This is a genomic window from Thalassospira lohafexi (genome assembly GCF_002844275.1).
GTDB classification, from domain to species: domain Bacteria; phylum Pseudomonadota; class Alphaproteobacteria; order Rhodospirillales; family Thalassospiraceae; genus Thalassospira; species Thalassospira lohafexi.
The window spans coordinates 160,002-174,482 of the sequence record NZ_NXGX01000008.1 but is presented as its reverse complement, the minus strand read 5'-3'; the positions used below and the strand labels follow the sequence as shown (position 1 = coordinate 174,482).

Annotated in this window: 12 protein-coding genes; 8 read left to right on the top strand and 4 right to left on the bottom strand. The window is 52.6% G+C overall.

Annotation, left to right across the window (positions count from 1 at the left end; translation table 11 throughout):
* The first annotated feature begins 28 nt into the window (after positions 1 to 28).
* The 3 genes from COO92_RS18660 to COO92_RS18650 all read left to right on the top strand — a co-directional run bounded on the left by COO92_RS18660 (position 29) and on the right by COO92_RS18650 (position 3,133).
* Positions 29 to 1,165 (top strand): NAD(P)/FAD-dependent oxidoreductase, encoded by a 1,137-nt coding sequence (locus COO92_RS18660; protein ID WP_101304493.1) that lies wholly within the window; start codon positions 29 to 31, stop codon positions 1,163 to 1,165.
* 101 nt (positions 1,166 to 1,266) lie between these two features.
* Positions 1,267 to 2,424 carry a hypothetical protein gene (locus COO92_RS18655; protein ID WP_240626516.1) on the top strand — a complete coding sequence of 386 codons (1,158 nt, stop codon included), beginning with the start codon at positions 1,267 to 1,269 and terminating at the stop codon, positions 2,422 to 2,424.
* A 118-nt stretch (positions 2,425 to 2,542) separates the two neighbouring features.
* Positions 2,543 to 3,133 carry a 2-hydroxychromene-2-carboxylate isomerase gene (locus COO92_RS18650; protein ID WP_101304529.1) on the top strand — a complete coding sequence of 197 codons (591 nt, stop codon included), beginning with the start codon at positions 2,543 to 2,545 and terminating at the stop codon, positions 3,131 to 3,133.
* 106 nt (positions 3,134 to 3,239) lie between these two features.
* Here COO92_RS18650 and COO92_RS18645 read toward each other — a convergent pair whose 3' ends face one another.
* The gene (locus COO92_RS18645) at positions 3,240 to 3,473 is read right to left on the bottom strand and encodes a hypothetical protein (protein ID WP_022730303.1); all 234 of its coding nucleotides are present in this window, start codon (positions 3,471 to 3,473) and stop codon (positions 3,240 to 3,242) included.
* Between the two features lie 585 nt (positions 3,474 to 4,058).
* On the opposite strand from COO92_RS18645, the gene COO92_RS18635 reads away from it, so the two are divergent.
* Entirely contained in the window at positions 4,059 to 5,117 is a 1,059-nt protein-coding gene (locus tag COO92_RS18635) for a Glu/Leu/Phe/Val dehydrogenase dimerization domain-containing protein (RefSeq protein ID WP_101304491.1), read from the top strand.
* Positions 5,118 to 5,225: 108 nt separating this feature from the next.
* Here COO92_RS18635 and COO92_RS18630 read toward each other — a convergent pair whose 3' ends face one another.
* From COO92_RS18630 to putA, 3 genes are all read right to left on the bottom strand, one after another.
* Complete coding sequence (locus tag COO92_RS18630) at positions 5,226 to 5,459, bottom strand: (2Fe-2S)-binding protein (RefSeq protein ID WP_081649435.1); 234 nt, start codon at positions 5,457 to 5,459, stop codon at positions 5,226 to 5,228.
* A gap of 155 nt (positions 5,460 to 5,614) precedes the next feature.
* The gene (locus tag COO92_RS18625; protein ID WP_101304490.1) at positions 5,615 to 6,244 is read right to left on the bottom strand and encodes a BON domain-containing protein; all 630 of its coding nucleotides are present in this window, start codon (positions 6,242 to 6,244) and stop codon (positions 5,615 to 5,617) included.
* A gap of 300 nt (positions 6,245 to 6,544) precedes the next feature.
* Positions 6,545 to 10,348 (bottom strand): bifunctional proline dehydrogenase/L-glutamate gamma-semialdehyde dehydrogenase PutA, encoded by a 3,804-nt coding sequence (gene putA / locus COO92_RS18620; protein WP_101304489.1) that lies wholly within the window; start codon positions 10,346 to 10,348, stop codon positions 6,545 to 6,547.
* A gap of 204 nt (positions 10,349 to 10,552) precedes the next feature.
* Between putA and COO92_RS18615 the strand changes: the two genes are divergently transcribed.
* The 4 genes from COO92_RS18615 (at position 10,553) to COO92_RS18600 (ending at position 14,481) form a co-directional block, all read left to right on the top strand.
* On the top strand, positions 10,553 to 11,026 hold the full coding sequence (locus COO92_RS18615) for an Lrp/AsnC ligand binding domain-containing protein (RefSeq protein WP_022730298.1): 474 nt from the start codon (positions 10,553 to 10,555) through the stop codon (positions 11,024 to 11,026).
* A 127-nt stretch (positions 11,027 to 11,153) separates the two neighbouring features.
* A complete protein-coding gene (locus tag COO92_RS18610; protein ID WP_101304488.1) occupies positions 11,154 to 11,765 on the top strand; it encodes a 2-hydroxychromene-2-carboxylate isomerase in 612 nt (203 codons plus the stop codon).
* Positions 11,766 to 12,050: 285 nt separating this feature from the next.
* Positions 12,051 to 13,661, top strand: a complete 1,611-nt coding sequence (locus COO92_RS18605) for a carboxyl transferase domain-containing protein (protein WP_101304487.1) — start codon at positions 12,051 to 12,053, stop codon at positions 13,659 to 13,661.
* A 7-nt stretch (positions 13,662 to 13,668) separates the two neighbouring features.
* Complete coding sequence (locus tag COO92_RS18600) at positions 13,669 to 14,481, top strand: enoyl-CoA hydratase/isomerase family protein (RefSeq protein ID WP_101304486.1); 813 nt, start codon at positions 13,669 to 13,671, stop codon at positions 14,479 to 14,481.

Genomic DNA, 14,481 nt, shown 5'->3' with positions numbered 1-14,481 from the left:
GTATCGCCCCAAAGAAGAATTACCCAATATGACCACAGATATTCAAACCATTGTCATTGGCGCCGGTGTTGTTGGGCTGGCTTGTGCCCGCTCTCTCGCCCGTGCAGGCCGTGAAGTCCTGATCATTGAACGTCATGACGCCATCGGCACGGAAACCAGCGCACGCAATAGCGAAGTCATTCACGCCGGGATCTATTATCCGAAAGGCAGCCTTAAGGCGCAGTTGTGCGTCGAAGGACGCGACCTTCTATATCGCTATTGCGCCGAAAACGGCATTGATCACAAACGCACAGGAAAACTGATTGTCGCCACGAAAGATGATCAGTTTGATGCCCTGCGCAGCATCGAAAAGAAGGCGCAAGAAAACGGGGTTAATGACCTTGTCTGGCTTAGCAAAGCCGAAACCCTTAAGCGTGAACCGGCCCTGAAATGCGTTGGCGCACTGCACAGCCCATCTACCGGCATTGTCGATTCCCATCAGTTGATGGTGACCCTTTTGGGGGATGCGGAAAATCACGGCGCCACACTGGCATTAAATACGGATGTGATTTCGGTCAACCACGATACGGGTGTCTATACGGTCAATACCCGTGATGCTGATGGCGAAGAAATGAGCCTGACCTGCGCCGAACTGATTGTTGCAGGCGGATTGCACAGCCAGACGCTAGGACGTAATTTTACCGGCATGAACAAAAACACTGTTCCCGCACAGCATTACGCGCGCGGCTGTTATTTTACTCTGTCGGGCAAGGCGCCATTTTCAACCTTGATCTACCCTGCCCCGGAACAAGCCGGGCTTGGCATTCATCTTACCCTTGATATGGGAGGACAGGCGCGCTTTGGTCCAGACGTCACGTGGGTTGATGCGCCGAACTACGACGTACCGGAAGAACGGCGCCACGATTTTGCTGAGGCCATCCGTAAATATTATCCTGATCTTGATGAAAACGCCCTTCAGGCAGGTTACGCAGGCGTGCGGCCGAAAATTCAGTCGCCGGATGAAGCAGCCCATGACTTCATGATTGCCGATGTAAAATCGCACGGCCTTAATGGTCTTGTAATGCTCTATGGTATTGAATCGCCGGGATTGACTGCATCACTTGCAATTGGCGCATTGGTCTGTGACCGCATAACGTGCCAGAGCAACATGCGCGTCGCATCCTGATGCTGGCTCTACGGCGGTAGAACATACCAAACCATGACGCGTCAGACGCGGTAAGTATCTGATAGTAGTTACGAGAAGCAAAAATGGGCAAGGAACGCCAGATGACGGGAAAAAACAGCAAGGATGTCCAAAGCAGATCAGCAATGCATCCTGCTGGCAAAGAACTGTCCCGACGTCGTTTCATTGAAGGCAGCATAGCCGGGTTAGGCGCAGCACTGGTCTCAAACACCCCCTTACTGGCTCAGGCACAGCAGCTCGAACCCTTTACGCCCGTCCCCAACAGCTTAAGCGCGCCAAATGCCCAAGGCGCGCAGAACAACAAGCCGAAAATTGATTTCACGGAAAGCATGCGCGATTACGTGGTCGATATCAGTCGCTGGGCCAAGGGATATCGCAGTGACTTTTCGATCATCGCGATGAACGCACTTGAACTGACCGAGTTTCTTGAAACAACGCTATTTGCCACGCGCGGCACCGCTGAACCAGCAAGAGATTATCTGCGCGCGCTTGATGGCATCCTTATCGAAGCCCCGTTTTACGGCTATGACAAATATGGCGAGCCGACCAATACCGAGGAAACCAAATATATTCTTGGTTATCTCGAACGCTTGAAGCTTGAAGGCCTGCAATACCTGTTGGTTGATTACACCAATAAGGTCGACGACATGCAAAAGGCACGTCAACAAGTAAGCGGCCTTGATGCCCTGTATTACGCGGCTCCACCGCCGGGCATGCAACTGTCATCTCTGGCATCGGTACCGCGCACACCAATCGGGTCCAATCCACACATTATCGACAATATCAGGTCGGCCAAAAATTTTGCCATGGTGCTCGACAGTTCACCTTATGGCACCAAGACGGCCTATCTTGATGCCTTGACCGCAACCAATTACGACACGTTGATCATTGATCCGTTCCACCGCGGCACCATCCCGCTTACCTATGAAGATATGAAACGTCTGCGGTATAAAAGAGTTGGAACACCGCGCACCATTATGGCCTATATCAATGTCGCGACAGCCGAGACATATCGTTATTACTGGCAAAGCAACTGGCGCGCCGGATCGCCTGATTTCATCAGCGAAGGCAACATGATGGCCCGCTGGGGACAGGAACATCACGTGCATTACTGGACACCTGAATGGCAACGCCTGATTTTTGGGACCGAAGGCAGCTATCTTGGCGGGATCATGAAACTTGGCTTTGATGGCGTGGTGCTTGGTGGGCTTGGTGAATATGCCTGGTGGCAGGATTACTGATCACAATCACCTGAACTGTCCTTGAAAAGCGCGACGGCATTTGACGCGCCCGGTTGCGTTGGGCACTGTTGCATACAGTTAAGAACACATGCTGCAAGCACAGCAAAAGGAGGCCAACTTGCCCGATCCTATCATTCATTATTTCTTTGTTCAGTCCCCATGGTCGTTTTTCGGGTTCCGCCGGGCAGTTGAAATTGCCCAAAAACACGGCGTAGAAATCATTCACAAGCCATGCCGGGCCGCGGATGTCTGGGAACATGGCGGAGGCGTGCCATTGGCGAAGCGCCCCAAAGCTCGGCAGGAATACCGGATGGCAGAACTTAAACGCTGGTCAGCACATCTGGGCATTCCAATTAACCCGCAACCGAAATTCTTTCCCGTTGATGAGACACTGGCCGCACGGACCATCATTGCCGTGCAGGATGACGGTAAAGATGCGTCCGCATTGATTGAGACGTTGATGGGAGATGTCTGGCTGCACGAACGCGATATCGCAGAACCGCAAACCGTGCGCGACGCCCTGATCAAATGTGACCTGTCGGCCGAGTATCTGGAAAATGCCGATTTGCCCGCCATTGCCGGAATTTATGACGCCAACTGTCAAGCCGCACGAGATCACAATATATTTGGTGTCCCAAGCTATGTGGTCGGCTCCGATCTGTTTTGGGGCCAGGACCGGCTTGACTTTGTGGACCGCGCCCTATCTTAGGCTGGCTATCCGCCTGCTCGACCACTCCTTAAAAAAACAAACCGGGCGGGAAAAACATCCCGCCCGGTTTGTATATGGCCTTTACCGGCCAGAATTCATCTTCCCCTCAGGCAAGGCGTTTGACGTGATCGACAACAAACCCATCTGATGACGGATAGGTGTTTTCGATCATGGCAAGAGCCTTACCCTCGTTGCTTGCGGCAACTTCGTGGATTTGCACGTCGGCCCAGCGATCATCAAAGATTTCGTGGGAACGGTTCTCTTTGACGCATTCGCGAACGGCCTGATTGTGCAGTTCAACCTCGAATACGGTCTGGCGATGGTCTGTGAACGCAGACATTTCCGCCGATCTCCTTACTTTTTTGTCCGGCGGCGCCGCCCAGACGCCGTCGTGTCCTGAACTGGGAATCTCAACCACAAGATACCCAACCATCACTCTACGTTTCGCACCTTAACGAGCCGTAAATTATCCGGTTGTTTTGTATTTCAACACAAATCGCTCCGGTTTCAAGCCCCAATTTGTCATAGCCCTATCACCTCAAACGCCGACAACTGCGGGTTTCAGAACTTATCCTGCCAAATGCGCCATTTTGGAAAATAAATCGCTGAAATATGGGATTGATACCCGCTGAGGTGCCGTTCCAGCCGGATGAAAAATCGATAAAAAAGAATCATTTTATCGAGGGCTTTTACATAAAACGCCCTTTGCTTGCGATTGTGCAGCGCACACGTCGCGCAACAATATTTCAAAGGCAATCTGCAGGGATCATAAAGTTCCGTCCTCGCTCCCCCTACCCAACCGAAACGATCTTTTTTCAATCTTGCCTGAATTTAAAATTGATCAAATGGCCAATGCATCAAACATACAAGGATAAGCAAGCCCGTCTTGCACCAGAACAAACATGCTGCCAGGAGGCTGCCGAGGATGAACGTTTTTTCCGATACCGCATTTGACGGCCACGAACAGGTTGTTTTTGCCAGTGACACCGCCAGCGGATTGAAAACCATCATCGCCGTTCACAATACCAATCTTGGGCCATCGCTTGGTGGATGCCGAATGTGGCCCTATGCCACTGAACAGGAAGCCATCCACGATGCGCTGCGCCTGTCGCGCGGCATGACGTATAAGTCGGCCCTTGCAAACTTGCCCCTTGGCGGTGGCAAGTCCGTCATCATCGGTGATCCACGCAGCCAGAAAACACCTGAACTGTTCCGTGCCATGGGCCGTGCCGTCGAACAGGTCGGCGGTCGTTATATTGTTGCCGAAGATGTTGGCACCAGCCCGGCAGATATGGAACAGATCGCCAGTCAGACAAAACATGTCGGCGGGATCAGCGATGGCAAAGACCCGGCTCGTACCGGAGACCCGTCACCCTTTACCGCCTATGGTGTATTCATCGGACTGAAAGAAGCCGCGCGGTTTAAAAACGGGCACGATGACCTGACCGGCATGCGCGTTGCTGTTCAGGGGCTTGGCCACGTCGGCTATCATTTGTGTCAGATGCTTTATGATGCCGGTGCAAAACTTGTGGTCGCCGATCTTAATCAGGCCAGTGTGACCAAGGCGGTTGATGCATTTGGCGCCACTGCGGTTTCAGTTGAGAACATCCTGTCTGTGGATACCGATATCCTTGCTCCTTGTGCATTGGGGGGCGTGATCAATGATCGAACCCTTGAAAAACTTCGCGTCGGGATCATTGCCGGGGCCGCCAACAACCAGCTTGAACACGCACGTCATGGTGACATGCTGCGCGAAGCAGGCATTCTGTATGCCCCTGATTACGTTATTAATGCTGGCGGTGTTGTTGAGGTCCATTATTGCCGCGAAGGCAAACCGGTGAGCGACACCAATAAACACATCAAAGGCATCGGTGCGACCGTGCGCGAGATCTTTGACCGCGCCAGTCAGCAAAACCTATCAACCAGTTTCGTTGCTGACCGACTGGCCGAAGAACGGTTTGGTCTGCGCCAACACGCAGCATGATCGACCCTATCATGCAGACATGAACCCAAAACGACAAAAGGCGAGGCCCATAACGGCTTCGCCTTTTTTTTCATTCAGATGCAGATTTGGAAAACGGCCTTTGCAGCGTTATTCCGCTGCAATCGGCTCGTAGTTTGCTGTAACTGCTGCAGCATCATCGCAATCGCAATTGCCGCAGGTGTTTGAGCTAATCAGTTCTGCACGCATATGGCAGGCGCATTTACCGCATTGTGGCGCACAGCCATGAAAACGGAACACCTCAGCCGGACGCGTCGCACCACCTTCTTCGGCAGCCCGTCTAACGTCTTTTTCTCTAAGCGCATTACAAACGCAAACATACATGGTGCAAATGCAATCAGTTATTAGTTACAGAGCCAAATCTGTACGGTAAATGCGAATAGTTTTCAAACACTTTTAATACACCTCAGACAAAAAAATTCCCCACAAACCGCCAGATTTGCAGGGAACTTCAAAAAAGTCGTTTAATCAGAAGGAGATCAGGCAAGCGTGATATGGCTGACTACGCGTTTAACACCTTTGATGCGACGCACGATCGAAAGCACTTTTTGCAGTTCCGGATCGGTCTGCGCCTCGCCCATGATGTAAACAACATTATTTACCGACTGCCAGCGGTAGTTCACCGAACTGACGCCTTTTTCAGCCAATAACAAGGCTTTGATCTGGCCTTCAATCCAGACATCGGACACGGTTTGGGTCGCCGAATCGGTTGGAACGGCATTTTTGCCATACTCGTCTTCAGCCGCGCGATAGGCCTCAATGGATTCGGCATCGGCAATCTCAAGGTGATCATGAACGGTTTTGATGCGGTTATCCTGTTTGATCAGGGACATAACGTCATAATATTTGCCTTTTGAGTCGACCATCCCGGTGACCATGACCTCCTGCTTCCAGATGTCGACATTCACATCCATCAGGTAGGTGTGATCGACTTTGGAAAACTCGCCAAGGATACCGGATTTAATCTGGGTATCGAGCCACTGGTCATTGCCTGTGCGGTCTTCGAGCGGCATCTGTAATGGCCCACAGGCAGCAATGGGAGCTGCCAACAGCACACATACCGAAACCGTTTTAACAACACTGCGCCAGCCTCGGGAAACCTGGATCATTTCGGTACTCCTTTTACGCCCATTGGGCATGTTCAATTATTATTCGGACCGTCGAACGTTCATGCGGCTATTCTAATCCTTACCAGATGAACGCCGCATGGCGTGTTCTGTTCCGGGCTGTATCTATTGCAGTGAATTTTGACGAAAAAAAGCCCTAAACAGTTTTAAACCGGGCCACATTAGCGAAAAATTGATGAGCAACAAAAAATGGACCGGGAATTTCTTCCCGATCCATTATATCGATACATCAATCAGGCAGGCGTATTACCAGAATGTCTGGCACCTGCCAAATGAACCTGATCACCCCTCGTCCATCGACATCAGGGACGCGTTGCCCCCAGCAGCCGTGGTGTTGATCGTGATGGTTTTTTCCGTTGCGAAACGGTGCATAAACGCCTGATCTGGCAGTGCGCCGTCATCTTCCGCACCGCTATCAGAAATCAACGACAGGATCGCACCATCGCGCTTTGCCAAAAGTTGTTTGAACGATGTCACACGATCAAGCGATGCGACACACGAAACACCGGCAATATCACCATCATACATGGCACCAAGGCCGGTATTGGCGCTGACCGCAGTCAGAAGCTTTTTCGGCATGCCCGCAGCAAATGCAAGGCCCGGAAGGTCGGCGAACCATTTCTGATCACCTGCCAGAATAACGGCATTGCCCGCAGCAAGTGCTGCCCCCAAATGGCGGATCACGTGGGCTGGGTCAGCATCCTTGTCTGCCTGAACCAGATAAACACCGCGACCAAGGCAATACAGGTCGTTGGTTTCACCGGTTGGACCGGGCATCCGTTTGGGCGCAACAAATCCGTTTTCCGAAAGGGCGGCAAAATCAGCAATGTGGTCGGCACCTGAAACCAATTCTTCTTTTGAAGAGTCACTTAGTTTTGATGCCAGTTTTTCAAGGATGCGAACTCGTTCATTACCATCGAAAAACTGCCATTCTTCTTGTGCTGACAGCATGTCGGCGTATTGGGCTTTGGACAGTACATCTTTGACGATGATCGGTGAACGGTCATCGTGGATGTCCTCGTTCTGTGTGCTGCTTGCCGTGGCAACTGGCTTGGCAAACCGTTCAACATAGTGCGGGCCGCCCGCCTTGGGACCGGTACCTGATTTGCCCTGCCCGCCAAACGGCTGAACACCGACAACTGCACCGATCTGATTTCTGTTCACATAGCAGTTACCAACCCGCAGCTTGTGCGAAATTTCACGCACCGTGCTGTCGATACGTGAATGAATGCCAAGGGTCAGCCCATAACCAGACGCGTTGATCTGATCAAGAACCTTACCAAGATCACACGCCTTAAAGCGGACAACGTGAACAACCGGACCAAAGACTTCGCGTTCAAGCACATCAATCGACGGGATTTCAAAGCAATGCGGGGCAAAGAATGTACCGTCCTTGCATTCAGGCAACACATCACAGGCATGAAGCAATTTGGCTTCTTTCTTCATGCGCGCAGCATGTTTTTCAAGAGTTTTGCACGATTTCTCGTCAATCACCGGCCCGACATCGATATCAAGGAATTTCGGATCGCCGACCCGAAGTTCTTTCATCGCGCCGACCAGCATATGACAAAGTTTGTCGGCAATGTCTTCCTGCACGAATAAAACGCGCAGAGCCGAACACCGTTGACCAGCGGACTGGAAACCTGAAATCACCGCATCCTGAACCACCTGTTCTGGCAATGCGGTCGAGTCAACGATCATCGCGTTCTGACCACCGGTTTCGGCAATCAGCGGCAATGGAACACCCGGACGTTTTGCCAACGCCTGATTGATCAATTGTGCGGTCTCGGTCGAACCAGTAAAGGCCACACCGGCAATACGCCGATCATTGATCAGCTGATTGCCGATCACACGCCCCGGTCCCGGCACCAGTTGGAAGGCAGAACCCGGAACACCGGCCTCAAGGATCAGTTCGGCGGCACGCGCTGCAACAAGCGACGTCTGCTCGGCCGGTTTGGCAATAACCGCATTCCCCGCGGCAAGGGCTGCGGTCACCTGGCCTAAGAAGATCGCAAGCGGGAAGTTCCATGGGCTAATGCAAACAAATACCCCACGGCCTTCAAGTGGACCACCGTCGCGGAAGGTTTCTTCGGCGCGGTTGGCATAGTAACGACAGAAATCAACGGCCTCACGAACTTCGGCAACACCGTCCGAATAAAGCTTGCCCGCTTCGCGCTGACAAATGGCAATGAACTCGTCCATATGATCTTCAAGCAGATCACCAAGACGCCGCAATGCTACGGCCCGATCCGCACCAGACGTTGCATTCCACGCGTCATAGCCCTTAACGGCGGCAACAATAGCCGCCTCAACGTCGGCCTCGGTCGCCTGAACAAGGTCACCAACCTTTTCGCCAAGTTTGGCCGGGTTCATGACATCAATTGGTGTTCCCGAAACAAGCATGCCATCAATCAGTGGGGCTGCGTTCCAGGTTTTGCCCTGCATCGCGGCGAGTTTTTCATTCAGAGGCAGAAGCTTGTTGGTATCGGTTAGATCAATACCGCGTGAATTCACACGCCCTGCCCCATAAAGATCAACCGGTGCCGGAATCTTCGGATGGGCTTTCCGCGGAAGGGCCGCCATCTTTTCAACCGGATCAGCGATCATTTCCTCGATTGGCAGTTGTTCGTCCTGAATACGGTTCACAAAGCTTGTATTGGCACCGTTTTCCAAAAGACGCCGCACCAGATAAGCCAGAAGGTCTTCGTGGCTGCCAACCGGGGCATAGATGCGGCAAGGTACATTTTCACCCGCCTTATCAACGATTTGCTCATAAAGGGCTTCGCCCATGCCGTGCAGACGCTGGAATTCGAACGTGCGATCATTGCCCGCCATTTCAAGGATGGAGGCAACCGTATGCGCATTGTGGCTGGCGAACTGGCAATAAAATGCATCGCGGCGCGACAGCATCAATTTCGCACAAGCCAGATAGGAAACGTCGGTTGATGCTTTCCGCGTAAAGCACGGATAACCGTCAAAGCCGTTTTCCTGACTGAATTTAACTTCGGTGTCCCAATAGGCCCCTTTGACGAGACGCACCATCATCTTGCGGCCGACCTTGGTCGACAGATCGGCAAGCCATTCAAGCACATGATAAGCGCGTTTCTGATAGGCCTGAACCGCAAGTCCATATCCTTCCCATCCGCTTAGGTCGGGATCGGCAAACACATCGCCGATGACGTCAAGCGACAGGTCAAGGCGATTGGCCTCTTCGGCATCGACAGTGAAACCGATGTCATATTTCTTGGCCAGAAAGGCAAGTTGCTTAAGACGCGGGGTCAGCTCGGTGACAACCCGTTCGTAATTGGCAAAATCATAGCGCGGATGAATGGCCGACAACTTGACCGAGATGCCCGGACTGTTGATCGGGCCGCGACCCTTGGCAACACGGCCAATATCGTGAATGGCATCTTCGTATGCCTTGTAATAGCGATCCGCGTCTTCCATCGTGCGGGCAGCCTCGCCCAGCATGTCATAGGAATAGCGATAGCCTTTTTCTTCGTTCGCCTTGGCGCGAACGGATGCTTCGTCAATTGTGCGACCCATGACGAACTGGCGGCCCATAATGCGCATGGCATGGTTGAATGCCTTCCGGATAACTGGTTCACCGGACCGTCCGATCATACGTTTGAGCAACCGGCCCGGATCGGCTTTTTCCGCCTTCCCGAATTTGATGACCTTCCCAGTCAGCATCAAGCCCCAGGTCGAGGCATTAACAAAGAAACTGTCAGAATGGCCAAGGTGGCTCTGCCAGTTGGCATCAAACAGTTTGTCCTGAATAAGTTTGTCAGCAGTGACCGCATCGGGAACACGCAACAGGGCCTCGGCAAGGCACATCAAAATGACGCCTTCCTTGCTCGACAGCTCATACTCGTGAAGCAGCGCATCAATCCCGCTTTTGCCGTTATCGGCTTTGCGGACACGTGCGACCAATTGATAGGCGCGATCCTGAACGCGGGCGGTTTGCTCGGGCGACAACCGGGCGGCCTCTATCAGGCGTGCGACGGCTTCTTCCTCGTCGGCGCGATAGGCGTTGCGAATTTCAGTACGAATATCGTTTGGTTGGGGCAATTCTGTGCGAAACATTTTGTCTTTTTTCTCCCTGCGGTTCACTTGCAGCCTGTCAGAAGATAAATGCAGCGATTTCGTCTTCAGACCCTGATGGCACCTCTATAACGACTGAGAATAATATTCTATCTGAAAAATGTGCTGCCATTTTTGCAAAAAATACGATATATCATCCATCAGTTTCCTTATTGAATAGCCACAAACACTGGTTAGAAAGCCAAAATGCAGAAGAATCAAAAAAATCTCGACAAAATCGACACACAGATCCTTCGTGAGCTGCAAAATGATGGGCGAATGTCGAATGTCGAACTGTCGCGCCGCGTTAACCTGAGCCCGACACCATGCCTTGAACGTGTCCGGCGTCTTGAGCAGCAAGGCTTTATTACCGGCTATATGGCGACCATTGATCCGCGCAAGTTGAACCAGTCACTGGTCGTATTTGTCGAAATCACGCTTGATCGCACGACCCCGGATGTCTTTGACGTCTTTGCAGCTGCGATCCGTAAACTGCCCGAAATAGAAGAATGCCATATGGTTGCTGGCGGCTTTGACTATCTCGCCAAACTTCGGGTTGAAGACATGTATGCTTATCGTGAATTCCTCGAACGTCTGTCTTCGGTTCAGGGAGTCAGCCAGACTCATACATATGTCGTGATGGAAGAAGTAAAAGTCCGCCCCGGTATCGTAATCCCCTAAGCATCTGTTTTTTAATTGCTTTGCACAGGCTCAATGGCGCACAATCAGGTTCGGTCCAAATGGGCACAAGACCTGTAGGGCCCGGCTTTTGCCAAATGACAATTAAGAACAATCAGGTGCAGGAAACATGTCGGAAGTCCGGTTTTACTTCGATTTCTCATCACCGTATGGCTACCTCGCTGCCGAGCGTATGGAAGAATTCGAATCGCGTGTCGGGGTAAAAGTCATCTGGCGCCCTTTTATGATTGGTGCCGCCTTTAAACAAACCGGACAAAGCCCGCTTCTTGAGCAACCCATTCGTGGCGACTATTTCCGCCATGACATGGAACGCTGCGCACGGGCACAAAATACGCCGTTCTGTATTCCCCAAAACTTCCCATACTCGGCCCTGATGCCAACACGCGCCTTCTACTGGCTTGAATCGCGATCTCCCGCATTGGCGCGTAAATTTGCCAAGGATATCTATCGCGGCTATTTCGCCGATGGACTGGATATGTCTAACCCGGAAAACGTTCTGGCCGCCGCCACACGCCACTCGATCAATCCGGGCGAAATGCGTGCTGCTGTCGAAGAACAGCGCTGGAAAAGTCACACCCGCGACATCACTGACGAAGCAATCGAAATGGGCGCGTTCGGATCACCGTTCTTTTTCTATGAAGGCGAACCGTTCTTTGGCAATGACCGGATAGATCCGCTTGAGCAGTGGATTAAACTACACAAATCCCGAAACGACAGCTAATCTTCCCATGCTTTCTTAATAAGCCTGATTTGGCGGATCAATCGGGCCTAACCACACGACGCTCAGGGCATTGACAACGGTCGACAAAAGCCAAAATCGTCCCTTGTCGCAACAGTCATAAACAGCTGAAAACCTAGACTTCAAGCCAAAATCATTGTATATAGACAATTCCGGTACTAAAATACCTATTTAATATTGACGCTTACGTAAACTTCCCCCATAACAACACCCAGAACGTCATTCAACTCGGGCGCAAAACCCGCAACAAAATGGTGTAATTGGACAATGACGGTACTGAAATCTGCGGTAAATTCTCGTTCGGAAGAATTCCGCACCAATGCCGAACATATGGAACAACTGGTTGAAGACCTGCGCAATCAAATATCGCAGATCAAACTGGGCGGTGGTGAACGGGCACGCGACCGGCATACGGGACGCGGCAAGCTGCTACCGCGTGAACGCATTCGCCAGTTGCTTGATGTCGGCTCTCCGTTTCTGGAACTATCGCAACTGGCCGCACACGGCATGTATGGCGACGAAGATGTGCCTGCCGCGGGCATCATTACCGGCATTGGGCGTGTATCGGGCGTTGAATGCGTGATTGTCGCCAACGATGCGACGGTCAAGGGTGGATCGTACTATCCCATGACCGTAAAGAAGCATCTTCGCGCGCAGGAAATTGCGCTGGAAAACAATCTGCCGTGTATTTATCTGGTCGATAGTGGTGGGGCCAACCTGCCCCGTCAGGATGATGTTTTCCCCGATCGCGACCATTTCGGGCGGATTTTCTTTAATCAGGCCACCATGTCATCCAAGGCCATCCCGCAAATCGCGGTTGTCATGGGCTCCTGCACCGCGGGCGGTGCTTATGTCCCGGCAATGTCAGATGAAAGCATCATTGTCCGCAAACAGGGCACGATCTTTTTGGGCGGACCGCCTTTGGTGAAGGCTGCCACAGGCGAAGTTGTCTCGGCCGAGGATTTGGGTGGTGCGGATGTGCATTGTAAGACATCTGGCGTTACGGATCATTACGCACAGGATGACAGCCACGCATTGTCGATTGCGCGCGATATTGTCAAAAACCTGAACTGGCATAAGAACCCCGGTCCGACATTGACCGAACCGCGCGCACCGGCCTATGACCCGCGCGAAATTTACGGCGTTGTCCCAACCGATACCAAGAAACCCTATGACGTACGCGAAATCATTGCCCGCATCGTTGATGGGTCCGAGTTTGACGAGTTCAAGGCGCAATACGGCACCACGCTGGTTACCGGATTTGCCCGCATTTTCGGATACCCGGTCGGGATCATTGCCAATAACGGCATTCTGTTTTCTGAAAGCGCGCTCAAAGGTGCGCACTTCATCGAACTCTGTGCACAACGCGGCATTCCATTGGTGTTCTTGCAAAACATCACCGGTTTTATGATTGGCCGCAAGTATGAAGCCGGCGGCATTGCCAAGGATGGGGCCAAACTTGTCACGGCCGTTGCCACCGCCAATGTTCCAAAATTCACCGTTCTGATTGGCGGCTCATTTGGCGCAGGCAACTATGGCATGTGTGGCCGCGCCTATAGCCCGCGTTTCTTGTGGATGTGGCCCAATGCCCGCATTTCGGTCATGGGCGGCGAACAGGCAGCAAATGTTTTGACCCAAATTCGCAGCGATGCAGCGGAAAAACGCGGCGAAACATGGCCCGAGTCCGAACAGGAAGCCTTCAAAGGCCCAATCCGTGATCAATACGAAGCACAGGGGCACCCCTATTATGCTTCGGCCCGCCTTTGGGATGATGGCGTGATTGATCCGGCAGACACCCGCATGGTTCTTGGCCTTGGCCTGTCCGCAGCACTCAACAAACCGGTCGAAGACACCCGGTTTGGCGTGTTTAGAATGTGAGGCCAGCATGACCAATGTAAACACCAACAACATTGATGATGCCGCCATCTGTGAAATTGCCGATACCGGCGTTGCGCGCATCACCCTGAACCGCCCGGACATCCACAATGCTTTTGACGACGCACTGATTGCCGAGCTGACCGCCAAGATCGAAACACTTGATGCAGATCCGGCTGTCCGTGTCGTGATCCTGACTGGGGCAGGCAAAAGCTTTTCAGCCGGGGCGGACCTTAACTGGATGAAGCGCATGGCGACATACAGCCACGCGGAGAACCTTGACGATTCACGCGCATTGGCAAAGCTGATGAAGGTTTTGAACTTCACCTCAAAACCCACCATCGCACTGGTCAACGGGGCTGCCTTTGGCGGCGGGGTTGGCTTGGCCGCATGCTGCGATATCGTGATTGCGTCGGATCGTGCGAGTTTCTGCCTGTCCGAAGTCAAACTCGGTTTGATCCCGGCGGTGATTTCGCCCTATGTGGTGGAAGCCATCGGCGTTAATCAGGCGCGACGCTATTTCCTCAGCGCCGAACGGTTTGATGCCAGTACAGCCAAACACATCGGACTGGTGCACGAAGTGGTGCCGGGCGATGACCTGACGGTGCGCGGCGATGAGATGACGCAGATCCTGCTGGCGAATGGGCCACAGGCGATGCATGCCGCCAAGAACCTGATTTACGCCGTCGCCAACACACCGATTTCTGACGCCGTGATTGATGACACCGCCCATCGCATTGCCGATCAGCGCGCAAGTGCCGAAGGCCGCGAAGGTGTCGGTGCCTTTCTGGAAAAACGTCCCGCGAACTGGAGCAAGAAATAA